Here is a 23,942-nt window from a genome sequence, read left to right as displayed (position 1 = left end):
CGTTGCCGATGGGAATCTCCTGTCAGGTGGAGAACACTAGCGATCCCAGCAACCGCCGAGACGCTGGCGATGGACTGCGTGTTGCCGTTGCGGCCGGAGCTGGCGGCCTCGCCTGCGCTCCTGAACGAGTACGGCGACGACATCAGAGCCGCGTTCAACACCTACTTCGATGAGGCACAAACCTATCTGAATTGCCTCGCCGCAGCATCAGCTTCCGCGCAGGCCGAAGTCCGTCTTGTGCTTGACGCTTACCAGGAGATGTTCCAATGAAACGACGCGCAAAATATGTCAGCAATTATGACACAATTAACATAAGTCTTATTATACGCCAACGGGTTAGCGGCGGGTGGATTCACAAACGAAGTGCAAAATATGTACGAATACAGAGAGTTGCATGGAGTATGAAGAATGGGAACCCACTACTGTCACCTGAAGCTGGACGAACGTCGCAAGCTTGCAAAGTGGCTTGAAGCCAAAATGCCGATTTCAGAGATCGCGGATCGACTGGGTCGCGACCCGTCCACGATCTACCGAGACATTAAGCGTAATCGGTACACGGACAACGAACTGCTTGAGCTAAATGGGTATCACGCGCTCGTCGCTCAGGACAAATATGAGCAGCGCCGTGCGATCCATCGCAAGATGATCATCCACCCTGATTTGAAAGCCGCTATCGAAAACCGCCTGAAGGCTGGCTGGTCGCCCGAACAGATAGCCGGCAGGATGCGGCTCGAACGGCACCCGATCCGCGTGAGTCACGAGACGATCTATCGCTTTGCCTATTCCAAAGACGGTCGCGAGGAACAGTTCTACCGCCATCTCCCTGAGCATCGTCGCCACCGTCGGCCGCGTGGTTACCGCAGGCACAACAGAACCCACATATTTGACAGTCAAAGCCTGTCACACAGGCCTGAGCGTGTCTCAAAACGCTTAGAATTCGGCCATTGGGAGTGCGACTTGATGATGTTCCGCAAGGAGCATGGGAAGGTAAACGTGACGTCACTGGTGGAGCGCGTCAGCCGCTATGCCGTCGTGATGCGTAATGAAGATCGCCAATCCAAACCGATCATGGAGTCTCTGATCAACGGGTTGGCTCCCCTGCCCGCCGATGCGCGCCAGTCGATTACCTTCGACCGCGGCACCGAGTTCTCGGCCTGGAAATATCTCAAGGCCGGGATCGGAGCGGATGCCTGGTTCTGTGACCCGCAAGCGCCCTATCAGAAAGGCACTGTTGAGAATACGAACAACAGGCTGCGTCGATACCTTCCAAGATCAACCGCACCGACGGCGCTGACAAATCGATATTTGAGGTCGATTTGCCACCGCCTCAACGCAACGCCGCGCAAGTGCCTTGGCTACCGGACGCCCGCTGAGGTCTTTGAAAGCAACCTGATGGAAATACAGAACCGGTTGGAGTAAAACGACATATCAAGAACTGCACTTCACCGTGAGTTCACAGCGGCGCTCTGTCATGAGGCGGCTTCTGTCAACTGCCGCGATCATCGCGATCGGGCTTACACCGCTTGCTGCCAAACCTGCCGCCGCACAAGGCTACCAGATCGATTGTGCGATCCTCCTGTGCCTCGCAGGCGGTTGGCCGCCTTCGGTCCCATGTGCCCGGGCGCGCGCGGAGTTTATCCGCCGGATCACGCCCTGGCCAGTCGAACCACCGCTGCAGATCTGGCGTTGTCCAATGCGCGCAGCGCTTGAAAAGCCGGATCCGGTCGCGCAGCTCTACAGGTTGGCGGGCTTCAATCCTAATCCAGCAGTCTCCCGGCCCCCTGAACGGGAAACGCTCCATCTTGCGCAAGCTGTCGGGCGTGGTGCCGATATCGACGTGACCGATCCTGCTTTTGATTTCATCCGTTCCATAGATGTCTTTCAGGTTACGGCACGTCAGAACGAAGGCCGTGACGAATGCAACAGATATGCTTCTGTGCGGCGCGGTACGTATGATCAGGATGGGCAATTTCGTTGGGAAATCAGTTCGATGGGTGCTCTTCCTCCAGCTTTTCGGGGAGCTGAGCGGTACGGTCAGAACTGCCCCTATATCTGGGTCCGTGCTGTGTTCGTCGATTGGGCGGATTTTGAGGGCACCTATGGCTTCGAACAAGTCAACTACTGATCTCAAGTAGTCGAAGGCAAACGTTAAAAAGAAGAAACCCCCGCAAGGCGGCAACCAAGCGAGGGGCTCAAAGAACAACGGAATTGGCGTTCCGCCAGATCAAATCAAACTATGGTCCCGTTCTAGCAGTCCCGACAGTCAAGGCAATGAAAAACGTGTCTCCCGCTGGGACACGGATGCCCTGTTGCAGCCTTGTCCCAAGTCATAAGGACAAGACAGTGAACGTGATCCGAACCCATCTCACCCTGCCGGAAGGCTGGACCAAAGGTGCTGTTATGGCACTAATTTCAGAGGTTGCCCCGCATATAGGCCTGCGCCCGGCGCGCCTCGCAGTTCTGAACTACATCATCGGGCGGACCCGCGCATCCGACTGGACCTCTCCCCATCGTGAACCGGTGTTTTTTGGCACGCAAGATCTCGCAGCGGTCGAACTTGGCAAGACGTCGCGCCAGTTGCGAACGGATGAGGCCGCGCTGGCCAAGCTTGGGCTGATCGTGAAACGTGTCGCGGCGAATGGGGCCCGCTATGGTCGCGCTGGCCTAGGCTTGATACTGACTCCGCTGATCGCGCGACTGGAAGAGTTCATAGCCCTTCGCGATCGGCTCCGTGCGGAACGGAGGCATTTGCGCGCTTTGAAGGATCTTCGGTCCCTTCGTTTGCGTCACATGAAACGGTGCATCGCCGCCCTGCCCTCCTCGGCTATCAAAGATCCTGAGATCGTCAAGATTCTCGCCAGTTTCGATAAATGGCCACGCAGCGATGCTTTAAGCCGTCTCGGTCTGGAGCGGCTCAACGCCCATTTGAAGGCCAGTTCCGATCTGTGCAACAGCCTTGATGACTGGCTTGAAAAACATGGGCTTTCTTCCGACCAGCCAGCGGAAAACTTCCGGCCCTTTACACAAAACACCAGAGAAGAAACTCAAACTGTAAAGACGCCGCCCGCTGTGGATAACTCTGGAAGACATGCGGAAATCGCACAGAGTGAACCGCCATCATCAATTCCCTGCCCCGCGCCACCCGCTCTGACGCCAGAGAATCTATATCGCATTGCCGGCGACGGCTTACGCATGATGCTTGACACGAGCCGAGATCAGAACCGACCTCTCAAAGAGCGCGACATCATCGAGGCTGCCTGGGCGTTGCTGCCGATGCTCGATATCCATGCTTCAGTTTGGCATGAGGGCCAGAGCACCTTGGGCGACCACGGGTTGGCTTTCTGCCTACTATTGGTTGATGCGCAGCGAGATCACCCGAGCTACCCTGTTCGCAATCCTGGCGGTTTGATGCGCGAACTGATCCGTCGAGCCAAGGCAGGAAGGCTGGACTTCGATGCAAGCGTTGCGGCTCTGCAAAAACGGCGCAATGGGGTGAGGTAGAGTTTCCAACCCGCAACTGAACTTGCCCAAAAACGCGCTGAAAATCTCGTAATGAAGTTTATGTTTGTGCTCCACCATGACGAAGAGGCGGTCTTGTGCGCCGTCGAACTGGCTCTGGAGGCCGGCGTGCCAACCAAGACGCACATCCTGAACCTGCTCCACAGGCTGGTCGACTGCAAACAGACCGATCACCCCGAGATCGATCCGCCGGAAGCGCTGGCGCTGGAGACCGCACCGAAGGCCGATGTCGACCGCTATGACGGCCTGAGGCAAACCACGGAGAAGCGTCATGCGTCATGATCCTGCAGGGGCTTCGATTGTGATCATGCTGCGCAGCCTCAAGCTGCACGGCATGGCCCAGGCCGTCGATGATCTCGTCGCCCAAGGTGCACCTGCCTTCGAGGCCGCAACGCCGATGTTGTCCCAACTGCTCAAGGCGGAGATGGCTGAACGGGAGGTCCGATCCATCGCCTACCACATGAAGGTCGCGCGCTTCCCAGCCTACAAGGACCTCGCGGGCTTCGACTTTGCCTCCAGCGACATCAACGAGGCCACAGTCCGGCAGCTGCATCGAGGGGAGTTCATGGAAAACGTAGAGAACGTCGTTCTCATAGGCGACCCAGGCACCGGAAAAAGCCACGTTGCGACAGCCATCGGCGTCCAGGCCATCGAGCATCATCGTCGCAAGGTCCGCTTCTTCTCAACCGTGGAACTCGTGAATGCCCTCGAACAAGAGAAGGCCATGGGAAAGGCCGGGAAGATGGCTGAGATGCTGACCAAGATCGACTTGGTTATCCTCGACGAGCTCGGCTACCTTCCGTTCAGTGCGTCCGGTGGCGCCTTGCTGTTCCACCTCCTCAGCAAGCTCTATGAGCGCACCAGCGTCATCATCACAACCAACCTCAGCTTCGCGGAATGGGCCCAAGTCTTCGGGGACGCCAAGATGACAACGGCGCTCCTCGACCGCCTCACACATCGCTGTCACATCCTGGAGACCGGCAACGACAGCTATCGCTTCAAGGCCAGCTCCGAGGCTGCAAAGCAAAAGCGAAAGGAGACGCCCGCATTGACCAAAACATGACCGCTGATAAGCTGTAAGGGCGGGTCAAATCTCGGTGAACATACCGGGTCAGTTCTCAGCGGAAATTAACAGCCAGAGCCTCTGAATGTCTTTGGTCGGCGTCCGTTAACTTTACAGTGCCAGCGAAACAGTCCCTCCTGACTTGGTGACCAATAAATTAGCCGACCCCTTCGACCTGCAATGTGGCCAAGTTGCGAGCCATCGCCTGCTGGGCCTCCGGGCTTTCGTCCTGACGCGGACGATACCAGATTGCCATCCAGTTTACGGCCCCCAAGATGCCCTTCACCGCCAGGGAGGTATTGGCATCCCGGCGCACGCTGCCTTCGGCCTGGGCGGCTTCGAAGACCTCGACGAACAGCTGCTCGAAACGGTGCCGGACGTCCATCAGCTCATTCAGGATCACGCGCTGCTCGGGGGTGGTGGCGCTGAGCCGGTGCAGGTGGACCCCCTGCACGACAACGGCCTCGTAGGCGACATTCTGCATCATCGTCAGGGCATGAGCCTCGACCATGCGCTGCAGCGTTTCACGCCCGGTTCCCCCGGCGGACTTCGCTTCGATCACCGCATCCATCAGGCGCTTCATGCCCTCTCGATGTACCTCGAAGAAGAGATCGGTCTTGGAGCGAAAATAGTGATAGATACGCCCCTTGGTCGCGCCAAGGCGGCGGGCGACGTCGTCGATACTGGTGCCCTGGAAACCCGTCTCGGTGAAGCACAGTGCGGCGCAATCCAAGATTTCTACGACGCTTTCGGCAAGAGGCTCCGAACCCTCGTGGCCGCGAATCCTTGACGCCCATTCACGGTGAATGTCTTGGTTCGCCACTCGGGTCCCTCCAGCAAAGTCTTCAGATTTATGACGTCCATTCCATAAGGCGGATAACGAAATCAAACAACTATCATTCATTGCATTCCGCATCAGGTCTGGACAGTTGGATTGTTACATACTACGGCGTAGGTTGTAACCCGAAGTGACAGTTTCAAGGACCCCGAAATGCAACATGCGCCAGCCCCGTTCGTCTCAGACTGGATCCTGATCGATCAACCGATGGTCGATCGCTTCGCCGATGCCATCGACGACCACCAGTTCATCCACGTCGACCCTGAGCGGGCCCGGACCGAGACAGAATATGGCGGCACCATCGTGCATGGCTTCTATCTGCTCTCGCTGCTGACTGCCTTCACCCGCAGCGCGCTGCCTGCGGCGGCACCGGGCGTCGTCGAGGTGAACTACGGCTTCGACAAGATACGCTTACTGGCGCCGGTGTCGGTGGGGGCACGCCTGCGCGGACACTTCACGCTGGCAGCCGAAACCCCGAAGGCGAGCGGGGTGCTGCGACGCTATTCCGTCAGCGTCGAGGTCGAGGGCAGCGACCGCCCGGCGCTTGCCGCGGACTGGCTTGTGCTGATCGTCGGCGGCTGAGGCGCCGCAGGCAGGGCGCGGGCCCATCTGGAGAATTTGCAAAGATCAACGGCGCGGAGGACATCAACATGCCGGTTTCATTCAAGGATCAAGTCGCAATCGTCACTGGGGCGGGGGGCGGTCTGGGCCGCTCCCACGCCCTCATGCTGGCCCGTCACGGTGCGGCGGTCGTGGTGAACGACTTTGGCGGCGGCAGAGACGGGAGCGGCGGCAACACCGAGGCCAGTGAGGCCGTCGTGCGCGAAATCACGGCCGAGGGCGGCCGGGCCATCGCCAACGCCGGCAACGTCACCTCCGAAGCCGACATGGCCGCGATGGTGGAACAGACGCTGTCAGCCTTCGGGCGGATCGACGTTCTGATCAACAACGCTGGCATTCTGCGCGACAAGAGCTTCGCGAAGATGGAGATCGATGATTTCCGCCGCGTCGTCGATGTGCACCTCCTAGGCACTGCGGTTGCCACCAAGGCGGTCTGGGCCACGATGCGCGAGCAGGCCTATGGCCGTATCCTCGTCACCTCCTCGACCTCCGGCAGCTATGGCAACTTCGGCCAGGCGAACTACGGCGCCGCGAAGATGGGGGTGCTGGGTTTGATGAACGTGCTGCATTTAGAAGGCGCGAAATACGGGATACAACTGAACGCCATCCTTCCCACGGCGGCGACCCGCATGACCGGCGACATGATGGACCCGGCGATGCTGGACCTTCTGACGCCCGAACTGGTCTCCCCGGCGGCGGTCTGGCTGGTCAGCCGTGACGCGCCCTCGCGCACCGCATTGCTGGCCGGGGCGGGCACCGTGTCCCGGCTGGCGCTGGTCGAGAGCCAGGGCGTGTGCTTTGCAGGCACAGATTTCACGCCCGATACCGTCGGCGAGCGCTTCGAGGAGATCGCCAGTCTCGACGGGCAGATCGAGGTGATGGCCGGACTCGACCATGTCGACCGGATCATTGCCAATGCCCGCGCCGCGCTGGCGACGAAGGGGTGACGTCATGTCCGAGCGTTTCGAACCGCTGCCGCATGATGCCTATGGCTGGCATCACGCAACCGCGCCGCAATGGGCGGATTCCGATGTCTATGGCCACGTCAACAACGTCGCCTACCTCGGCTACTTCGACACGGCGATGAACGTGGCCTTGCTGGAGCACGGCGCACTCGATCTTTCGGCGACCGCCGAGGGGCCGATCGGGCTCGTCGTGCGAAACGGGGCTCAGTTCTTCCGCGAGATCACCTTTCCCGCGAAACTCAGTGTCGGGGTGCGGATCGAGGTCATCGGACGGACCAGCCTGACCTGGGGCTTCGGTCTTTTCGACCTGGCCGACGGCGCCTGTGCCGCGCGGGGGCAATTCGTCCACGTCTACGTCGACCGAGACACCCGCCGCCCGGCACCCCTGACCCCGGCGCTGCGCGCCTGTGCCGACGCCCTGTTCCGCGATCCCGCCACCGACAAAGAGGAGACCCCGAAATGAGGCAAGCCGTCGTCGTCTCGACCGCCCGCACGCCGATCGGAAAGGCCTATCGCGGAGCGTTCAACGCCACCACCGCGCCCCGTCTCATCGGTCATGCCATCGCGCACGCCGTGACCCGCGCCGAAGTCGAGGCGGGCGAGGTCGAGGATGTCATCGTCGGGGCCGCCCTGCAGCAGGGCACCACGCATATGAACATCGCGCGCACCGGCCTGCTGCGCGCGGGCCTGCCCGTTTCGGTACCCGGACAAAGTGTCGACCGGCAATGCGCTTCGGGGCTGATGGCGATCGCCATCGCAGCGAAGCAGATCATTTCGGATGGCATGACCGTGACCATCGGCGGCGGCGTCGAACAGATCTCGCTGGTGCAGACCCCCGAGATGAACACCCGCCACTGGCAAGACCCCTGGCTGTCCGAGCACCTGCCCGCGACCTACATGTCGATGGTCGAAACGGCCGAGATCGTCGCGCGTCGCAACGGCATCAGCCGCGCGGATCAGGATGCCTACGCCCTGCAGTCGCAGCAGCGCACCGCCGCCGCACAGGCCGCGGGCAAGTTCGATGACGAGATCGTGCCGATCACCACGGTGATGCAGGTCACCGACCGGGCCACGGGCGAGACCTCGATGCAGGAAGTGACGCTGTCCAGGGATGAGGGCAACCGTCCCGGCACCACGCTGGAAGGGCTTTCAGGCCTGTCGCCGGTGTTCAGGGACGGGCAGCAGATTGCTGCGGGGGCACATGTCACTGCAGGCAATGCCTCGCAGCTTTCAGACGGAGCCTCCGCTGCGGTCCTGATGGAGCGCACCGAGGCCGAGCGTCGCGGGCTGGCGCCGCTGGGGCTCTATCGGGGGATGGCCGTCGCGGGCGTCTCGCCGGACGAGATGGGCATGGGCCCGGTGCCTGCGGTCCGCAAGCTGCTGGCCACCCATGGCCTGAGCATCGAGGACATCGGCCTGTGGGAACTGAACGAGGCCTTTGCCGCGCAGGTCATCCCCTCGCGTGATGAGCTGGGCATTCCCGACGAGCGGCTCAACGTCAATGGCGGGGCGATCTCCATCGGGCATCCCTACGGCATGTCGGGTGCGCGGATGGTCGGCCATGCGCTGATCGAGGGCAGGCGGCGCGGCGCGCGCTTTGTTGTCGTCACCATGTGCGTCGGCGGTGGCATGGGGGCGGCAGGGCTTTTCGAAGTGCTCTGAAACGGCATCCGCCGAAGGATCCAGACGGCCGCCGGTTCCCCCGGCGGCCGTTTGCCTTGCGGCCCTTGGCAAAAGAAAGACCCGCCTGTGTATCCATGGGCGGAGTCTCCATGGGCGGGCCCTGATGAGCTGAAAAGGACCGCCTGCCTCAGCCGAGGCCGGTGCGCCGCTCCAGCCAGGCCGGACGCCCGGCCGCGTTGTGCCGGGCTTCCGCCGCAGCCAGCCAGTCCGCGGTGACGGGCGGGAAGGGGGCCGCGCGGGGCGTGCCGCTGTCTCGCGCCACATGCAGCAGAACCTGTTCACACCAGGCCAGCAGGGTGCCGTCCTCGGCCTGCATCTCCTGGTAGAGGTGCATCCGCTTGGCATCGGCGGCCTGCACCCGGGTCTGGACGACAAGCGAATCGCCCTCGTGGCACTCGCGCTGGTAGCCGATCCGCATTTCCAGGGTGTAGAGCGTCGCCTGGGCCGAGGCGCGGTAGCCCTCATCCAGTCCGATGTCCCCCATCAGCGCGGTCACGCTGCGCGAGAAGGCGATGCCATAGGCGAAGTCGCCCATGTGGCCATTGTAGTCGACCCAGTCCGACGGCACGCGGAACCGGCTGACGGGCAGTTCGGGTCCGCTCATTTGCGCCCCCAGGCGGGCAGCCGGTGGCGCAGCTCCCCCACGATTCCGCGGCGGAACACCAACACGCAGACCATGAAGGTCGCGCCCAGAACCGTGGTCACCGGAACACCGGTGGTGGCCAGGTAGTTCTGCAGCGTCACGACGAGACCCGCGCCGACGATCGGCCCGGCAATGCTGCCGATGCCGCCCAGCAGGGTCATCAGGATGACCTCTCCAGACATGTGCCAGTTGACGTCGGTTAGGGTGGCGAACTGGAACAGCAGCGCCTTGAGGCTGCCGGCCAAACCGGCAAAGCCCGCCGACATGACAAAGGCTCCCAGCTTGTAGCGCTGCACCGAGTAGCCGAGCGAGATCGCGCGCGGCTCGTTCTCGCGGATCGCCTGCAGGATCATCCCGTAGGGCGAATGCACGATGCGCCAGATCGCGAAGAGACTGGCCACGAAGACCACCGCGACGACGTAGTAGAGCGTCGTGCTGTCGGCGAGGTCGATGACCCCGAACAGTTTTCCGCGGGAAAAGCCCTGAATGCCGTCCTCGCCTTGGGTGAAGGGGGCCTGCAGGCAGAAGAAGTAGAACATCTGCGACAGGGCCAGCGTGACCATGGCGAAGTAGATGCCCTGACGGCGCACGGCAAGCAGCCCGATCACCAGCCCCAGCACCAGCGCCCCGCCGACACCGGCGAGGATGGCGACCTCGGGGTTGACCTCCCAGACCTTCAGGGCATGGGCCGTGAAATAGGCCGCGCCCCCGAAGAAAGCGGCGTGGCCGAAGGACAGCAGCCCTCCGTAGCCAAGCAGCAGGTTGAAGGCCGACGCGAAGAGGGCGAAACACATCAGCTTCATGAGAAGCACCGGATAGAACCAGAGCGGAAGCAGCATGAGCACGCCGATCAGCGCGAGCACGAGGATCCGCTGGGCAGGGTGTGGTCGACGGGCTTCGGCGACCGACTCGTATTCTTTGGCTACGGTCATGTCAGCTTTCCTTTCCGAAGAGACCCGCAGGACGCAGCATCAGAACCACGGCCATGATGATGAAGATCGCGATATTCGCGGCCTCGGGGTAAAAGACCTTGGTCATTCCCTCGACGATGCCGAGAAGATAGCCGGTGGCGATCGCGCCGAGGATCGACCCCATGCCGCCGACCACGACCACCGCGAAGATGATGATGATGAGGTTGGATCCCATCGTCGGGCTGACCTGGAAGACCGGCGCGGCCAGCACCCCGGCGATGCCCGCCAGGGCGCAACCGAAGGCGTAGGTCAGCGTCAGCAGCAGCGGCACGTTCACACCGAAGGCCTGGACAAGCGTTGCATCCTCGGTCGCCGCGCGAAGGTACGAGCCGATCTTGGTTTTCTCGATCAGTGCCCAGGTACCCAGGCACAGCAGAAGCGACGCGATGACGACCCAGCCGCGATAGATGGGGACGGTCACGAAATCGGTCCGCACCACGCCCTTCATCTCGGCCGGAGCGGAGAAGGGTTTGCCCGAAGCGCCGAAGAAGTGCTGGAACAGCCCTTCCAGGAGCAGGGCAAGCCCGAAGGTGAACAGCAGCCCGTAAAGATGGTCGAGTTCGTAGAGGCGCCGCAGCATTGTCCGTTCGACCACCGCGCCGACAAGGCCGACGATGAGCGGGGCCAGCAGCAATGCGCCCCAGAAACCAATGCCCAGGTACTGCCCCAGCATCCAGGCCGAGAAAGCGCCCAGCATGTAGAAGGCCCCATGGGCGAAGTTCACCACGCGCAACAGCCCGAAGATCACCGCCAGGCCAAGCGACAGCAGCGCGTAGAACGAGCCGTTGATCAGGCCGATCAGCAGCTGGCCGGTGAGAACCGGCAGCGGCATCCCAAGAATCATTATCATATCAAACCCCTAGCGCCATGTTCAGCGCGTCTCGCTTCGCGGGCAGCTCGGCCACGTCGAAGCTGTCGATCATCACGCCATGATCCATGACGTAGAAGTGGTCGGCGATCTTGGCCGCGAAACGGAAATTCTGTTCGACCAGCAGGACGCTCAGCCCATGGCTCTTCAGCGCCTTCAGCATCTCGCGGATCCGGTTCACGATCACCGGGGCCAGCCCTTCGGTCGGCTCATCGAGAAGGATCATGCTGACCCCGGTGCGCAGGACGCGGGCGATGGCCAGCATCTGCTGCTCGCCGCCGGAAAGCTTGGTACCCGGGCTGTGCCGTCGCTCCAGCAGGTTGGGGAACAGCGTGTAGATCTCGTCCAGCGACATTTCCTTTCCGCTGCTGGCCACCTTCGGCGGCAGCAGCAGGTTCTCCTCGACGGTGAGCGAGGCGAAGATGCCACGCTCCTCAGGGACGAACCCCATGCCGACATGGGCGATCCGATGCAGCGGCAGCCGCAGGATCGACCGCTGGTCGAATTCGATCTCTCCGGTGCGTTTGCGCAGGATGCCCATCAAGCTGCGCAGGGTGGTGGTCTTGCCGACGCCGTTGCGACCCAGAAGCGTGACGGTCTCCCCCGGGTAAACGTCGAGATGGACGCCGTAGAGCGCCTGGCTCTCGCCGTACCAGGCTTCGAGATCGCGCACCCTCAGTTGCGCGGGGCCGCGGGCCTCGCGGGTCGTCGCCGCTGCCTCAATCATCGTCCTCAGCTCCCATGTAGGCTTCGCGCACGCGGGGATCGGCGCTGACCTCGGCATAGCTGCCCTGGGTCAGGATCTCGCCGCGCTGAAGCACGGTGATGTCGTGACCGATGTCGGCGACGACCTTGATGTTGTGCTCTACCATCAGCAGCGCGCAGTCGCGGGCGACATCGGCGATCAGGCCGGCCATGGCCTCAACGTCTTCCTGGCCCATGCCTGCCAGCGGCTCGTCCAGAAGCAGAACCTTGGGATCCAGAGCCAGCGTCGTGGCGATCTCAAGCGCGCGCTTGCGCCCGTAAGACAGGTCCGCGGCGCGCCGATCAGCCATGTCGGCGAGCCCGACGCGCCCCAGCAGATCCATCGCCCGGGGACGCAGCCGTGACAGGCTGCCAAGTGATCGCCAGAATTGCACGGCAAGCCCGTTGGGCCGTTGCAGCGCCACGCAGACGTTGTCGACCAGCGACATGTCCCCGAAGGTCGCGGAAATCTGGAACGACCGCGCAACCCCGAGCCGTGCCACATGGGCAGGCTCCATACCGGAGATGTCGGTCTCGCCGAACATGATCTTGCCCGTGGTCGGCTGCAGGAACTTGGTCAACAGGTTGAAGACCGTGCTCTTGCCCGCGCCATTCGGACCGATCAGCGCGTGAATCCGGCCATGGTGAATGTCGATGTCGACGTTGTTCACCGCCTGGAAGTTTCCGAAGGTCTTGCTGAGACCCCGTGCCGACATTGCGGCACGGGACCCGGCCGGCGCGGGGCGCGCCGGAACGGTAGCCATCGTCATGGGATCACCCTTCAGTCGTCGAGGAGCGGACAGGCGCTCTGCTCGATCGGTCGGAAGGCCTCGTCACCCGGGATGGTGCGCAGGACCTTGTAGTAGTCCCAGGGGCCCTCCGATTCCTCGGGGGTCTTGACCTGCACGAGGTACATGTCGTGCACCACGCGGCCGTCCTTGCGCAGGTAGGCGTTCTGGTTGAAGAAATCGTCGATATCCATGCCGCGCATGGTCTCCATGACCTGCGAACCGCTGGTTGCCTGGCCGGAGGCCTCGGCCGCCTTGAGGTAGTTCATGACCGCCGAGTAGACGCCGGCGTGCACCATGGTCGGCATCTTGCCGTCCATACGGTCGGCAAAGCGTTGCGACCAGGCGCGGGTGTCATCGTTCATGTCCCAGTAGAAGGCGGTGGTCAGCTTCAGGTTCTGCGCGGTCTCAAGGCCGACACCGTGCACGTCGGTCAGGAACAGCAGCATACCCGCCATCTCCTGGCCGGTGGCGGTAATACCGAACTCTTCGGCCTGCTTCAGGGCCGTCATCGTGTCGCCCGACGAATTCGCAAGTGCGATCACATCCGCGCCCGAGGCCTGGGCCTGCAGCAGGTATGAGGAGAAGTCCGAGGTTTCGCGCGGGTGCATGATCTTGCCGACGACCGTGCCACCCGCGGCTTCCACCGCTGCCGAAGTATCGGTCTCGAGCGCATGACCAAACGTGTAGTCGACCGTCAGGAAGAACCAGTTCTTGCCCCCTTCCAGCGTCATCGCACGGCCGGTGCCGTTCGCCAGCGCATAGGTGTCCCAGGTCCATTGGGCGGTCGAGGGCGAGCAAGACGCGCCTGTCAGCTCGGAGGAGCCGCCGGTCGATATCAGCAGCGCGGTATCGCTCTGGCGGGTGATTTCCTGCACGGCAAGGGCAACCGAAGAGGTCGGCAGGTCAGCGATGGCGACGACGTTCTGTTCGTCGACCCAGCGACGGGCGAGCGTCGAGCCGACGTCCGGCTTGTTCTGGTGGTCGCCAACGATCACCTCCAAGTCCTCGCCAAGCAGCTTGCCGCCGAAATCTTCGACGGCCATGCGCGCGGCAACTTCCGAGCCCTTGCCTGAAAGGTCAAAATTCATCCCGGACATATCGGTGAGAACGCCGATCCGATAGGGTTCGGCATGCGCCCCCGCGGCAAGCGCAACCGAGAATAGCGAAGCCAGAGCGGCCCTGTTCAGTTTTGTCATTGGAATACTCCTCCCGTTTCGCACCGATGCCGGTGCATGACTGGCCGGTCGCCCCTTGCGACGGCCCTTGCATCAGGCCCTGCTGCCACCTTCGGCAAGCAGTTTGGCCAGAAGAAACTGATCTCCTTCGGCGCCCTCGGCCCAGTTTCTCCGGGCGTGGGCGTCAATGGCGGATTTGGTCATGCGCAGGGACATCGCCGGACTTTCGGCGATCGTGGCCGCCCAGGCCCGCGCAGCGTCCAAGGCGGTGCCGGCCGGGACCTTGCGATCGGCCAGCCCCAGCTCCAGCGCCTCATCGGCGCCGATCGTCTCGTCACAGCACAGGATCCGCTTGGCGCGTCCGGCGCCAACCCGCTCGGTCAGCAGCGGCAGCCCGCCCCAGCCAAGCGTCATGCCGAGACGGACCTCGGGAAAGCGCAGGTAGGCCTCTTCCGACATGACGCGGAAATCGGCACAGAGCGCGAGGATCGCACCGCCACCAATCGCGGGCCCCTCCAGCGCAGCAATGACGATCTGGGGCAGTCGCCGCCAGGCATTGCTCATCCGCACGCCCGCATTCATTGACAGGTGGCGGGCGACATCCTTGCCTTCGGGGTTCCACAGGCGGGCGTCCTTCAGGTCGACCCCGGCCGCGAAGATGCTTGATGTTCCGGCGAGCACGACAACAGAAACGTCGGGGTTGCGCGAAAGCTCGATCGCAGCGGCCTCAAGCCCGTCGATCATCGTGTAGTCCAGCGCATTCGCGTTGCCGCCCCGGTCGAATCGCACGGACGCGACCGCGTCCTGAATCTCGGCTTCAACACCTGTCATCTTGGTCATTTTCCCTTGTCGTCGCTCTGCCGTCATGCGACATACTACCAAGTATGTTGCATATCGAGTTGCAGCAATGCAATATGAAAATTAAGAGCGCAGTCACCGGCGCGCGCGCAGATTGACCTTTTCTTGAGGAGGAAGAGATGGCCCAGAGCTCCACGGATATGGCCCTGAACAGTACCATGAGCGCCGATCCCGCGCTTGATCGGAACAGGTCCGTCCTGCGCTATATCCTTGATGGCTATGCCGAGACACAGCCCGACGCGCCGTTCGTCCAGTTCTGGCCCGGGCCGCTGTGGAGCTATGGCGAGTTGCGCCGCCGTGTGCGGCTGCGGGCCAGCGCGCTGGCCCAGGCCGGTGTCAGGCGCGGCGACCATGTGCTTTGCCTGATGGGCAACAGCCCCGACCTTCTGTGCACCTGGTTTGCGATCAACTACCTCGGCGCGGTCTATGTCCCCATCAACACAGGCGCGCGCGGGCAGATGCTGGAGCACATCCTGGCCGACGCCGACGCGCCCATCCTCATTGCCCAGGCGCCGCTGGTCGAGAGGTTGGCCGAGGTGAGGCCCGGAAAGGTGACGACCGTTCTGGTGGTCGAGGGCGAGGGTGGCGCCATCGACGGCTACGACATCGCGCCGCTGGTCGATCCGCAGGAAGAAGACCCCGAGGCGCTGAAGCTGGCGCAGCCAATCGAACCCTGGGATCTGCATGCGATCATGTACACCTCCGGCACGACGGGGAACGCCAAGGGGGTGATGAGCACCTATGCCCAGCATTATACCATGGGCCCGGATGCCTTCGATGTCGCGGCAGACGACCGCTGCCTGATCTGCGGCCCGATCTTCCACTGTGGCTCGACGCTCTACGTCAATGCCATGCTGGCGCGGGGCCTTTCGATCGGGATGATGCGCGAATTCAAGACCGATACCTTCTGGCAGGCGGTGCGTGATACCGGCTCGACCTATTGCCTCCTCCTCGGGGTCATGGCCGCCTTCCTCCTGAAGGCCCCGGCTAGCCCGGATGATCGCGACCACACTCTGCGCCGCGCCTTCATCACGCCCTTCGGCGAGGATGGCCCGCTCTTTGCAGAGCGCTTCGGCGTCGAGGCCTGGACGATCTACAACATGACCGAGATTGCCAGCCCGATGAGCGCGGGTCCCGGCATCACCACCAAGGGGATAGCCGGCAAGCCACGGCCCTGGTGCGAGCTGCGGATCGTCGATGAGAACGACATGCCCCTGGGGGATGGCGAAACCGGCGAGCTGATCATCCGGTCGCATCGGCCCTGGGCCCTGATGTCGGGCTACTACAACAATCCCGGCGTCACGGTGGACGCGATGCGGAACGGCTGGTTCCACACGGGCGACAGCTTCCGCCGCGACGCGGATGGCACCTATTACTTCGTCGACCGGCTGAAGGACGTGATCCGGCGGCGCGGAGAGAACATCTCGTCCTTCGCGCTGGAAGGCGAGGTGCTGAACCTTCCCGAAATTCGCGAATGCGCCGCCGTGGCCGTGCCGTCCGAGTTCACCGAAGACGATGTTCTGATCGTCGTTTCCCCCGCCGAAGGGCAGAGGATCGACCCGGTTTCGGTCAGCGAAAGCCTGTCTGCCACGCTGCCGCGCTTCATGGTGCCGCGCTACCTCCGGGTGCTGGATGACCTGCCCAAGACCGCCTCGGGCAAGGTGCAGAAACACCTGCTTCGCAAGGCGGGTGTGACACCCGACACCTGGGACCGCGAGGCAGAGAAACCTGCCCGTGAGCGGGCCTGAGGCCCGATCCCTTCCCCCGTCGCTTGACGCGGCGACAACGGACCTTGCCAGGAAGTCACATGTCGACACATACCCGCCTGAATGACCCGACGCTTCTGCGTGAAGCCTGCCTGATCGACGGCGCCTGGTGCCAGGCCGCTTCGGGCGAAACCATCGCCGTCCTCAACCCCTCGGATGGCACGACCGTCGGTCGGGTGCCGCAGATGTCGCCGGAGGAAATCCCCACCGCCATCGAGGCCTCGCAACAGGCCCAGGCGGATTGGGCGCAACGGGCGGCGCGCGAGCGTGCGGCCGTGCTGCGTCGCTGGTTCGAGCTGATCCTTGCCCATAGCGACGACCTAGCCCTGATCATGACGCTGGAACAGGGCAAGCCCCTGGGCGAAGCGCGCGGCGAGATCGCCTATGCCGCCTCTTTCGTCGAATGGTTCGCCGAGGAGGCAAAGCGGGTCTATGGCGAGACGACCCCCGCCCCCCGCCGTGACCAGCGCTTGACGGTGATGCGCCAGCCCATCGGGGTTACCGCGGCGATCACGCCCTGGAACTTTCCGGCGGCGATGATCACCCGCAAGGCGGCCCCGGCATTGGCAGCGGGATGTTCGATGATCCTGCGACCGGCCGACCTGACCCCGCTGACCGCCACGGCCCTGGCCGAACTGGCGCAGCGTGCAGGCCTGCCTGGGGGCGTGCTGCAGGTCGTGACAGGCCCGGCCTCCAGGCTTGGCAAGGTGCTGACCGACAGCCCCGTGGTCCGCAAGCTCTCGTTCACCGGCTCGACCGAGGTGGGGCGGCTGCTGATGGCGCAATGCGCGGATACCATCAAGAAGCTCTCGCTCGAACTGGGCGGCAATGCGCCCTTCATCGTCTTCGACGACGCCGATCTCGACAAGGCGGTCGAGGGGGCCATGGCGTCCAAGTACCGCAATGCCGGGCAAACCTGCGTCTGCGCCAACCGCATCCTCGTGCAGTCGGGCATCCACGACGCCTTCGTCGAGAAACTGAGCGCGCGCGTGGCCGCGCTGAAGGTGGGCGACGGCACGGCAGAAGGCACCGAGATCGGCCCGCTGATCGAGGCCAAGGCCCTCGACAAGGTCGAGGCACATATCTCTGATGCGGTGGCCCTGGGCGCCACGCTCCGTCAGGGCGGAAAACGCCTTGGCGGCCTCTTCCTGGAACCCGCCGTTCTGACGGGTGTCACCCCGCGCATGAAAGTGGCGACTGAAGAGACCTTCGGGCCGCTCGCCCCGGTCTTCCGCTTCGAGACCGAGGAAGAGGCCATCGCCATGGCCAACGACACGATCTTCGGCCTTGCGGCCTATTTCTTCACCCGGGACCACGCGCGTCTCGTACGCGTGTCCGAGGCGCTGGAATACGGTATGGTGGGGCACAACACGGGGCTGATCTCGAACGAGGTGGCCCCTTTCGGCGGGGTCAAGCAATCGGGCCTCGGGCGCGAAGGCTCGCGCCATGGTCTCGATGAATACCTCGAACTGAAATACCTCTGCAGTGCGGTCTGATCGCCCTGCCCAATTTCAAGCCAAGGACAGACACATGACAGATGGCATTGCAACTTTCTCCTTCGACAGCCCTGGTTCGATCTGCGTGGATTGGGGCGGTGCGCGGCGGATCGGCGAAACCCTCTCGGGCTGGTTCAGCCAGCGCAACCTGCTGATCGTGACGGATCGCTTCCTGCACGAGAGCGGCGCGTTGGATCCCGCTCTGGCCTCGCTCGCGGCCAATGGCTTCTCGGTCACAGTCTTCGATCAGGTCGTCGCGGATCCACCGGAAGCCGTACTGATGGCCTGCGTGAAACAGGGCAAAACCGCCGGCGCCGATCTGGTGATGGGCCTTGGCGGCGGGTCGTCCATGGACATTGCCAAGCTGGCGGCGGTGCTGCTGGTCACTGCACAGGAGCTCTCCGATCTCTACGGGATCGGCAATATTCGGGGCGCACGCACGCCGCTGGTACAGGTCCCTACCACCGCGGGCACGGGATCGGAGATGACCAACATCACCATCCTGACCACCGGCGAGACGACCAAGATGGGCATCGTCGGGCACCAGCTTTATGCGGACCGCGTGCTGCTGGATGCCGAGCTGACCCTAGGCCTGCCCGCCGTGCAGACGGCCGCGACCGGGATTGATGCCATGGTCCATGCCATCGAGGCCTTCACCAGCAAACACCGCAAGAACCCGCTCTCGGATGTCTTCGCGCGGGAGGCGATGCGGCTCATGGCACCGAACCTCGTCACTGCCTGCACCCAGCCCGACAACCGGGCGGCGCGCGAGGCGATGCTTCTGGGCTCCGCACTGGCCGGTCAGGCCTTTGCCAACAGCCCTGTGGCGGCGGTGCATGCGCTGGCCTATCCGCTGGGCGGTCACTATCACCTGCCGCACGGGCTAACCAATGCGCTGATGCTGGGTCCGGTCCTGCGCTACAACATGCGCGCCGCCGCGCCGCTCTATGCGGAACTGGCGGATGTCGTGCTCGGCCCCTCCGACGAGGGCGTGCAAGCCCGCGCGTCGGCCTTCGTTGACTACATGGCGGACCTGATGGACCGCTCCGGCGCGCCGCGCCGCCTGCGCGATTGCCAGGTCACCGAGGAGAGCCTGCCGACGCTGGCCCGCGACGCCATGCTTCAGTCCCGGCTATTGATCAACAACCCGGTCGAGGTGACCGAGGCGGATGCTCTGGCGCTCTACCGCGAGGCCTACTAGGTGTTCAGTCCCAGCATGTGATGGGTTGGATCGACAGTGGATCTTTCTGGCTCTTTTGTCCAGATTTTGCAGATGTATTCGAATGGTGTCAGGCCCTGCAGCGTCTTGAGGCGACGCGAATAATTGTATCACCGGCATCTGCGCGACGAGTTGGGCGCCATGCCCGCGACCATCGAGCGCCAGCTTGTGACACTCAAGTCGTACTATGCCTGGCGTGAAGATCGGAACAGCGCCCTGCCCTTCCCATTTGCCGACGCCCGTATCTACGTGTAACTGTGCCTTTATTTCTTGGACGCTGATGTATTGGCAGGTGTCGCGTTGCCCTTAAATCGGTTCTGCCTCACTTTGTGTGGCGCAACTATCCTGAAACTGGAAAATTCAGGTATCCTGAAACTGGAAAATTCAGGAGGTATAGTTGTGAGTTCGAAGAAGCACTGGTCGCCCGGGAGCGATGTTGCCGTTCAAAGCGTTGAGCGAAGTGAAAGAGGCGGGTGGATTGTATCTGGCGTCTTGGCTCCCAACGGCATTTGCCCAGACTGTGGATTGCATTCACGCCGACGTCACGGCTGGCGGCGTCGGCGGCTGCAGGATTATCCCGCGCATGGAGACGAGGTAACGGTTGATCTCGCAATTTGCCGTTGGCGATGTCAGGCACCCGCTTGCCCACGCCGGACATTCTCAGACCAAATCGCCTCGATTGCGCGTCCATTTGCACGTCGTACTTCGCGTGTCGGGGAGATTGTCACCCATCTTGGGCATGCGACCGGCGGACGGCCAGCCGAGCGGTTGTTGCATCGTTTGGGCCTTGGAGTCAGCGATGACACGGTGCTTAGGCAGCTGAAGAACCGTGCCCAAGACAGTGGCGAGTCGCCGACAGTCATCGGGATCGACGACTGGAGTTGGCGGAAATCGCAAACCTACGGCACGATCATTGTGGATCTGGAGCGTCGCGTGGTGATCGACATTCTTGAGGATCGAGATGTCGTCAGCTGCACCAACTGGCTGAAGCGACACCCCGAGGTGGAAGTGATCAGCAGAGATCGCTGCGGTCTCTACGCCCAGGCAGCACGGCAAGGGGCACCGCAGGCGAAGCAGGTCGCTGACCGGTTCCATATCGTACAAAACCTGCGGCAGGCCATCGAGGAGCAAATGAACCTTCACGGCCGTGCGACCGGCAGGGCGCTGCTGTCCGACGCCGACAACATCACCGCAGCCGGCAGCCTTCTGAAGTCACGCCTGGCGCATAGGACGTCTCGGGAAGAGATTTTCGCCACCATTCATGCGCTCCGAAATCAGGGGCTTTCATGCAGCGAGATCGGGCGGCGAACAGGGTTCCCGCGTCGCAGCATCGCGAAATGGCTGCAGTTCGAGACACCACCGGACCGCAGGCGGGCCGCTTTGAAGCCGACATCGCCGTGGTACTTTGAAGAGTTCCTGAGCCAAAGCTGGAAGGAGGGCATTCGAACTGGCAGCGCCCTGTTCCGTCTGATCCGAGAGCGCGGTTACGAGGGGAGTCAGTCGCATTTGCAGCGTCTGTTGGCGGGCTGGCGAAAAGCAGAACAGCAAGGGAGCGACTCCAAGGTAGAGCACGAAATCCTTAAGCCAGTCCGGGACCCGGAAACGGGGCACGCGATTTCCCCGGTCATCGCAGCCGCGCTGTGCATCAAACCCCGCGGAAAGCTCACCCCGGATCAAGCGCGGAAAGTCGACGCGCTCAAGGCCGGTTCTCCCGCCTTCGCAACGATGCGAAGTCTCGCCATGCGGTTCAACGGTATCCTGCGCAGCCGCCAAGCAGACCCGCTCCCAGCATGGATCGACAACGCGATCGAAACCGATCTGGCGCCCATCGTGCGCTTTGCCCGCACATTGAACCGGGACTTCGATGCAGTCAAAAACGCCATCGAGATGCCATGGAGCAACGGCCAAGCAGAAGGTCAGATCAATCGCCTGAAGACGCTCAAACGCGCCATGTACGGTCGAGCCGGTCCAGAATTGTTGCGGGCGAGAATGCTCCAGTCGGCTCAAGCCCGAACATGCGGCGCGCGGTACGGGTAGCACCGATCACCAGATCATCTCCGTCCACGGCCAATAGGGCTGTTGCATCGATCCCGTCCGGGCCTGCCATGATTATCCGCGCATTGGGGAAGGACGATCTGAAATGACAGTTCTCGATGACCTGAGCGTACTGGGACACCGTGTTAGACAACAGCCGGTTGAAGCCTTCGGTCTCGTCAACGCGCGCTGATGAGACATCGAGTGCCGCAAGAATGTGTCCATCCGCCCCGAAGATTGGCGCATCCATGCAGCTGAGGGCCGTGTTCCGCGCGAAAAAATGATCCTCGCGATGGATGGTGATCCGGCGCTTTTCGGCCAGGCAGGTGCCGATCCCGTTCGTGCCCTCGTGCGCCTCGCTCCAGTCGGCACCGGGGTGAAGACCCCAGTTGCGAAAGGTTGCTGCATCCGCATCGGCGCATCTGAGGTCGAGCACGATCCCGGTTGCATCGGTCAACAGAACCCCGCAGCCCGAGGCGCCGACAAGCGCGAAAAGCTCATCCAGCTTCGGCGTCGCCATTGCGAGGAGTCTTCCGAGTTCGTCCCGGCGTCGAGCCAGTTCGCTGCATTCGATCAGATAAGGCGCTTTGTCATTGGCGGGATCAAGACCGTGATGCTCCATCGAGCGCCGCCAAGATGCCGCCAGAGGCGAACGCGCCGCGTCCGACCCGGATTCGACCACGCGGATCACCTTCTCTACATGATGCGCCTCCCGTCGCATGATGTGTCCTCCCGTATAAGGCAGGCAGCAAAGGGCGAGAGCAAAGCGCTTGGGGTTGCGCGATCCACGCCCCTCTGAAGTCTTTCTCGCGGATCATAACACATTCAACGGTGATGTCACGTTAACTGGGCGCTTATGGTAAAAAAAGAACCCCAGGTCCTACGGCTGAGAATTACTCTTGAATATGTCGACCCCGCCCCGTGGCGGGAAATCGAGATCCGCTCGGACAAGACCCTGCCACACCTGCACGATGCCATTCAGGCGGCTTTCCTATGGTACGACATGCACCTGTGGGACTTCGAGATTGGTGACCGGAAATATCAGATGAAAAGCGAGGCCTTCTGGATCGAGCCGATGTTCGGGCCACCCGTGATGGAGGTCACTACGAAAAAGCTGGACTTTTTCCTGAACGCCAAGGTGCCACCGGTGATCTACACCTATGACTTTGGCGATGATTGGGCGCATCGCATTGAGCTCGTCTCAACACGCACGGTTGTGCCAAATGAGCCATTGCCGCGTTTTGTCGGCGGCCAATGGGCAACCCCGCCCGAGGACATTGGAGGCCCGCCCATGTACGAAGTCTTCAAGGAGGCGCAGAAGAATACAAACCACCCGGAACATGACTGGGCGAAGAAAGCAGGATACGTTGACTGGGCTCATGATGAAATCCACGCCGATGCTGTCAGTGAGCAGTTCGCGAAACTGCAGAGACAAAAGACACGGCGGACATCACGTTGGGTTATGGAGGGCTAGAGGCGTCATAATGGGTACACTCATAGTGACAACGCGCATGAACAGCGAAAGCAGCCGTTTTCCTATTCACTTTGGGTCTTTTTTAGATAATGAACAGATCACGTCAGAGGCACACCCATAATGAACACTTATCAGGCCAAAATCGGATATGCGCGCACTTCGACCGTCGAACAGAACCTCGATGCGCAGATTGCTGTCTTGAAAGAGGCCGGGTGCGGCATGGTCCGCACCGAGCAAAAGAGCGGGACCAGCCTGGAGGGACGACCCGAACTCAAGACGATCCTCGACTTCATCCACCCAGGAGAAACGCTGGTCGTCACGCGCATTGACCGGCTGGCCCGCAGTCTCAGTGATCTGCAGGCTATCGTCACTCACCTGAAATCCAAGGGCGCGCACCTGGCGGCCACCGAGCAGCCTGTGGATACATCCACGGCAACCGGAAAAGCCTTTTTCGATATGCTTGGCGTTTTCGCTGAGTTCGAAACCAACCTGCGCCGGGAGCGCCAGGCCGAAGGCATTGCCTCAGCAAAGCAGCGCGGTGTCTATCGCGGGCGCAAACCCAAAATCAATCTCGAGGCCATTCAGGCGAAGCTGATCGACGGCTGCTTGCCCACCGAAATCGCGCGAGAGATGCGGATATCGCGCGGAACCGTCTATAAAGCAAAGGCCCAAATGACCTTGAACCACAATGGCAACGGGACGGCTGCGTCATGAAAAAGAACACCCGCAAGCCAAAGGCCCCCGCGAAAAAAACGTCGGTCCAGACAAGTTCCAAAGTTTCCCCGCCGCGCAATCTGACACCAGAGCTGTGCGATCGCCTACGCCGAGACATGATGAAGGCCTGCCTCGCCGTGGCTGAAACACATGGGTTGACGGTCGAAGGCGGCGAGTTGAGCGATATCGATCTGCGTCATAGCTTCAACATCGGCTTCCGCGTCGGCATTCCGATGGAAGACGGCGCGATCTACTCGCCGGACAAAGCCATGTTCGAAGTGCTCGCACCGCATTTCGGGCTGGAGCCATCTGATTATCGCCGAACGTTTAAAACCGGTGGAGACCTTCACCGGATCGTTGGGATCAACCCCAACAGACCCAAATACCCTATCAGCACTGAACGGGTCTCCGACGGTCGAGGCTTCAAGATGCCAGCCGAGAACGTCACTTTGTATCTGCAGCGGTCAGACTGATAGAGAGTACTTTCTTTGTTCTCTCAA

General features: G+C 62.2%; 25 protein-coding genes and 2 pseudogenes. 17 read left to right on the top strand and 10 right to left on the bottom strand.

The window, feature by feature from the left end; translation table 11 throughout:
* The first annotated feature begins 69 nt into the window (after positions 1-69).
* The 6 genes and pseudogenes from T8A63_RS21060 (at position 70) to istB (ending at position 4,582) form a co-directional block, all read left to right on the top strand.
* Positions 70-270 carry a hypothetical protein gene (locus T8A63_RS21060; RefSeq protein ID WP_322346697.1) on the top strand — a complete coding sequence of 67 codons (201 nt, stop codon included), beginning with the start codon at positions 70-72 and terminating at the stop codon, positions 268-270.
* Positions 271-408: 138 nt separating this feature from the next.
* On the top strand, positions 409-1,419 hold the full coding sequence (locus T8A63_RS21055) for an IS30 family transposase (RefSeq protein ID WP_280322806.1): 1,011 nt from the start codon (positions 409-411) through the stop codon (positions 1,417-1,419).
* 52 nt (positions 1,420-1,471) lie between these two features.
* Positions 1,472-2,125 (top strand): hypothetical protein, encoded by a 654-nt coding sequence (locus tag T8A63_RS21050; RefSeq protein ID WP_209273907.1) that lies wholly within the window; start codon positions 1,472-1,474, stop codon positions 2,123-2,125.
* A gap of 218 nt (positions 2,126-2,343) precedes the next feature.
* Positions 2,344-3,501 (top strand): replication initiation protein RepC, encoded by a 1,158-nt coding sequence (gene repC / locus T8A63_RS21045; RefSeq protein WP_322346696.1) that lies wholly within the window; start codon positions 2,344-2,346, stop codon positions 3,499-3,501.
* A 66-nt stretch (positions 3,502-3,567) separates the two neighbouring features.
* Positions 3,568-3,801 (top strand): annotated as a pseudogene (locus tag T8A63_RS21040) (IS21 family transposase); the annotation flags it as partial.
* On the top strand, positions 3,791-4,582 hold the full coding sequence (gene istB, locus T8A63_RS21035; RefSeq protein ID WP_322346695.1) for an IS21-like element helper ATPase IstB: 792 nt from the start codon (positions 3,791-3,793) through the stop codon (positions 4,580-4,582). The pseudogene T8A63_RS21040 and the gene istB, both read left to right, overlap by 11 nt.
* 157 nt (positions 4,583-4,739) lie before the next feature.
* On the opposite strand, the gene T8A63_RS21030 is transcribed toward istB, so the two are convergent.
* The gene (locus T8A63_RS21030) at positions 4,740-5,405 is read right to left on the bottom strand and encodes a TetR/AcrR family transcriptional regulator (RefSeq protein ID WP_322346692.1); all 666 of its coding nucleotides are present in this window, start codon (positions 5,403-5,405) and stop codon (positions 4,740-4,742) included.
* A 168-nt stretch (positions 5,406-5,573) separates the two neighbouring features.
* Here T8A63_RS21030 and T8A63_RS21025 point away from each other — a divergent pair, with 168 nt between their 5' ends.
* The 4 genes from T8A63_RS21025 to T8A63_RS21010 all read left to right on the top strand — a co-directional run bounded on the left by T8A63_RS21025 (position 5,574) and on the right by T8A63_RS21010 (position 8,668).
* Positions 5,574-6,002, top strand: coding sequence for a MaoC family dehydratase (locus tag T8A63_RS21025; RefSeq protein ID WP_322346691.1), 429 nt, complete (start codon positions 5,574-5,576; stop codon positions 6,000-6,002).
* 68 nt (positions 6,003-6,070) lie between these two features.
* Positions 6,071-6,988 carry an SDR family NAD(P)-dependent oxidoreductase gene (locus tag T8A63_RS21020; protein ID WP_322346690.1) on the top strand — a complete coding sequence of 306 codons (918 nt, stop codon included), beginning with the start codon at positions 6,071-6,073 and terminating at the stop codon, positions 6,986-6,988.
* Between the two features lie 4 nt (positions 6,989-6,992).
* Entirely contained in the window at positions 6,993-7,469 is a 477-nt protein-coding gene (locus T8A63_RS21015) for a thioesterase family protein (protein ID WP_322346689.1), read from the top strand.
* Entirely contained in the window at positions 7,466-8,668 is a 1,203-nt protein-coding gene (locus T8A63_RS21010; RefSeq protein WP_322346687.1) for an acetyl-CoA C-acyltransferase, read from the top strand. The genes T8A63_RS21015 and T8A63_RS21010 overlap by 4 nt, the downstream gene beginning before the upstream one ends.
* A gap of 148 nt (positions 8,669-8,816) precedes the next feature.
* Here T8A63_RS21010 and T8A63_RS21005 read toward each other — a convergent pair whose 3' ends face one another.
* The 7 genes from T8A63_RS21005 to T8A63_RS20975 all read right to left on the bottom strand — a co-directional run bounded on the left by T8A63_RS21005 (position 8,817) and on the right by T8A63_RS20975 (position 14,721).
* Positions 8,817-9,293: a thioesterase family protein gene (locus T8A63_RS21005; protein ID WP_322346685.1), complete on the bottom strand. Its 477-nt coding sequence runs from the start codon at positions 9,291-9,293 to the stop codon at positions 8,817-8,819.
* Positions 9,290-10,264: a branched-chain amino acid ABC transporter permease gene (locus T8A63_RS21000; RefSeq protein ID WP_322346684.1), complete on the bottom strand. Its 975-nt coding sequence runs from the start codon at positions 10,262-10,264 to the stop codon at positions 9,290-9,292. The genes T8A63_RS21005 and T8A63_RS21000 overlap by 4 nt, the downstream gene beginning before the upstream one ends.
* 1 nt (position 10,265) lies before the next feature.
* On the bottom strand, positions 10,266-11,153 hold the full coding sequence (locus T8A63_RS20995; protein ID WP_322346682.1) for a branched-chain amino acid ABC transporter permease: 888 nt from the start codon (positions 11,151-11,153) through the stop codon (positions 10,266-10,268).
* Between the two features lies 1 nt (position 11,154).
* On the bottom strand, positions 11,155-11,898 hold the full coding sequence (locus tag T8A63_RS20990) for an ABC transporter ATP-binding protein (protein WP_322346680.1): 744 nt from the start codon (positions 11,896-11,898) through the stop codon (positions 11,155-11,157).
* Positions 11,891-12,685 carry an ABC transporter ATP-binding protein gene (locus T8A63_RS20985; protein ID WP_322346678.1) on the bottom strand — a complete coding sequence of 265 codons (795 nt, stop codon included), beginning with the start codon at positions 12,683-12,685 and terminating at the stop codon, positions 11,891-11,893. The genes T8A63_RS20990 and T8A63_RS20985 overlap by 8 nt, the downstream gene beginning before the upstream one ends.
* Before the next feature lie 11 nt (positions 12,686-12,696).
* Complete coding sequence (locus tag T8A63_RS20980) at positions 12,697-13,902, bottom strand: ABC transporter substrate-binding protein (protein WP_322346676.1); 1,206 nt, start codon at positions 13,900-13,902, stop codon at positions 12,697-12,699.
* Positions 13,903-13,974: 72 nt separating this feature from the next.
* On the bottom strand, positions 13,975-14,721 hold the full coding sequence (locus T8A63_RS20975; RefSeq protein ID WP_322346674.1) for an enoyl-CoA hydratase/isomerase family protein: 747 nt from the start codon (positions 14,719-14,721) through the stop codon (positions 13,975-13,977).
* Between the two features lie 137 nt (positions 14,722-14,858).
* Between T8A63_RS20975 and T8A63_RS20970 the strand changes: the two genes are divergently transcribed.
* The 3 genes from T8A63_RS20970 to T8A63_RS20960 are packed head-to-tail and all read left to right on the top strand — an operon-like array spanning position 14,859 to position 19,202.
* Complete coding sequence (locus T8A63_RS20970; protein ID WP_322346673.1) at positions 14,859-16,487, top strand: AMP-binding protein; 1,629 nt, start codon at positions 14,859-14,861, stop codon at positions 16,485-16,487.
* A gap of 59 nt (positions 16,488-16,546) precedes the next feature.
* Complete coding sequence (locus tag T8A63_RS20965) at positions 16,547-18,001, top strand: NAD-dependent succinate-semialdehyde dehydrogenase (protein ID WP_322346671.1); 1,455 nt, start codon at positions 16,547-16,549, stop codon at positions 17,999-18,001.
* A 34-nt stretch (positions 18,002-18,035) separates the two neighbouring features.
* Positions 18,036-19,202 (top strand): iron-containing alcohol dehydrogenase, encoded by a 1,167-nt coding sequence (locus T8A63_RS20960; RefSeq protein ID WP_322346670.1) that lies wholly within the window; start codon positions 18,036-18,038, stop codon positions 19,200-19,202.
* On the opposite strand, the pseudogene T8A63_RS20955 reads toward T8A63_RS20960, so the two are convergent.
* Positions 19,199-19,330, bottom strand: a pseudogene (locus T8A63_RS20955) (IS481 family transposase); the annotation flags it as partial. The gene T8A63_RS20960 and the pseudogene T8A63_RS20955 overlap by 4 nt on opposite strands.
* A 367-nt stretch (positions 19,331-19,697) precedes the next feature.
* Between T8A63_RS20955 and T8A63_RS20950 the strand changes: the two are divergent.
* On the top strand, positions 19,698-21,257 hold the full coding sequence (locus T8A63_RS20950; RefSeq protein WP_322346711.1) for an ISL3 family transposase: 1,560 nt from the start codon (positions 19,698-19,700) through the stop codon (positions 21,255-21,257).
* On the opposite strand, the gene T8A63_RS20945 is transcribed toward T8A63_RS20950, so the two are convergent.
* Positions 21,160-21,975, bottom strand: a complete 816-nt coding sequence (locus tag T8A63_RS20945) for a GAF domain-containing protein (RefSeq protein WP_322346668.1) — start codon at positions 21,973-21,975, stop codon at positions 21,160-21,162. The genes T8A63_RS20950 and T8A63_RS20945 overlap by 98 nt on opposite strands.
* Positions 21,976-22,110: 135 nt before the next feature.
* Between T8A63_RS20945 and T8A63_RS20940 the strand changes: the two genes are divergently transcribed.
* The 3 genes from T8A63_RS20940 to T8A63_RS20930 all read left to right on the top strand — a co-directional run bounded on the left by T8A63_RS20940 (position 22,111) and on the right by T8A63_RS20930 (position 23,915).
* Positions 22,111-22,728 carry a plasmid pRiA4b ORF-3 family protein gene (locus T8A63_RS20940; protein ID WP_237273951.1) on the top strand — a complete coding sequence of 206 codons (618 nt, stop codon included), beginning with the start codon at positions 22,111-22,113 and terminating at the stop codon, positions 22,726-22,728.
* Positions 22,729-22,848: 120 nt separating this feature from the next.
* Positions 22,849-23,442, top strand: a complete 594-nt coding sequence (locus tag T8A63_RS20935; protein ID WP_322346666.1) for a recombinase family protein — start codon at positions 22,849-22,851, stop codon at positions 23,440-23,442.
* Positions 23,439-23,915 (top strand): hypothetical protein, encoded by a 477-nt coding sequence (locus T8A63_RS20930; RefSeq protein ID WP_229709630.1) that lies wholly within the window; start codon positions 23,439-23,441, stop codon positions 23,913-23,915. Before T8A63_RS20935 ends, T8A63_RS20930 begins: the two co-directional genes overlap by 4 nt.
* The last annotated feature ends 27 nt before the right edge of the window (positions 23,916-23,942 follow it).

This window comes from Sulfitobacter sp. OXR-159, assembly GCF_034377145.1.
Classification (GTDB): domain Bacteria; phylum Pseudomonadota; class Alphaproteobacteria; order Rhodobacterales; family Rhodobacteraceae; genus Sulfitobacter.
This window is presented reverse-complemented; position numbering and strand designations above follow the sequence as displayed.

Coding starts and splice junctions, on each gene's coding strand:
- T8A63_RS21020 (WP_322346690.1), top strand. CDS start 6,071: ATGCCGGTTTCATTCAAGGATCAAGTCGCAATCGTCACTGGGGCGGGG.
- T8A63_RS20935 (WP_322346666.1), top strand. CDS start 22,849: ATGAACACTTATCAGGCCAAAATCGGATATGCGCGCACTTCGACCGTC.
- T8A63_RS20940 (WP_237273951.1), top strand. CDS start 22,111: ATGGTAAAAAAAGAACCCCAGGTCCTACGGCTGAGAATTACTCTTGAA.
- T8A63_RS21010 (WP_322346687.1), top strand. CDS start 7,466: ATGAGGCAAGCCGTCGTCGTCTCGACCGCCCGCACGCCGATCGGAAAG.
- T8A63_RS21000 (WP_322346684.1), bottom strand. CDS start 10,264: ATGACCGTAGCCAAAGAATACGAGTCGGTCGCCGAAGCCCGTCGACCA.
- T8A63_RS20970 (WP_322346673.1), top strand. CDS start 14,859: ATGGCCCAGAGCTCCACGGATATGGCCCTGAACAGTACCATGAGCGCC.
- T8A63_RS21055 (WP_280322806.1), top strand. CDS start 409: ATGGGAACCCACTACTGTCACCTGAAGCTGGACGAACGTCGCAAGCTT.
- T8A63_RS20990 (WP_322346680.1), bottom strand. CDS start 11,898: ATGATTGAGGCAGCGGCGACGACCCGCGAGGCCCGCGGCCCCGCGCAA.
- T8A63_RS20980 (WP_322346676.1), bottom strand. CDS start 13,902: ATGACAAAACTGAACAGGGCCGCTCTGGCTTCGCTATTCTCGGTTGCG.
- T8A63_RS21025 (WP_322346691.1), top strand. CDS start 5,574: ATGCAACATGCGCCAGCCCCGTTCGTCTCAGACTGGATCCTGATCGAT.
- T8A63_RS20985 (WP_322346678.1), bottom strand. CDS start 12,685: ATGACGATGGCTACCGTTCCGGCGCGCCCCGCGCCGGCCGGGTCCCGT.
- T8A63_RS21005 (WP_322346685.1), bottom strand. CDS start 9,293: ATGAGCGGACCCGAACTGCCCGTCAGCCGGTTCCGCGTGCCGTCGGAC.
- T8A63_RS21060 (WP_322346697.1), top strand. CDS start 70: ATGGACTGCGTGTTGCCGTTGCGGCCGGAGCTGGCGGCCTCGCCTGCG.
- T8A63_RS20945 (WP_322346668.1), bottom strand. CDS start 21,975: ATGCGACGGGAGGCGCATCATGTAGAGAAGGTGATCCGCGTGGTCGAA.
- T8A63_RS20995 (WP_322346682.1), bottom strand. CDS start 11,153: ATGATAATGATTCTTGGGATGCCGCTGCCGGTTCTCACCGGCCAGCTG.
- T8A63_RS20975 (WP_322346674.1), bottom strand. CDS start 14,721: ATGACCAAGATGACAGGTGTTGAAGCCGAGATTCAGGACGCGGTCGCG.
- T8A63_RS21050 (WP_209273907.1), top strand. CDS start 1,472: ATGAGGCGGCTTCTGTCAACTGCCGCGATCATCGCGATCGGGCTTACA.
- T8A63_RS20960 (WP_322346670.1), top strand. CDS start 18,036: ATGACAGATGGCATTGCAACTTTCTCCTTCGACAGCCCTGGTTCGATC.
- T8A63_RS20930 (WP_229709630.1), top strand. CDS start 23,439: ATGAAAAAGAACACCCGCAAGCCAAAGGCCCCCGCGAAAAAAACGTCG.
- T8A63_RS20965 (WP_322346671.1), top strand. CDS start 16,547: ATGTCGACACATACCCGCCTGAATGACCCGACGCTTCTGCGTGAAGCC.
- istB (WP_322346695.1), top strand. CDS start 3,791: ATGCGTCATGATCCTGCAGGGGCTTCGATTGTGATCATGCTGCGCAGC.
- T8A63_RS21015 (WP_322346689.1), top strand. CDS start 6,993: ATGTCCGAGCGTTTCGAACCGCTGCCGCATGATGCCTATGGCTGGCAT.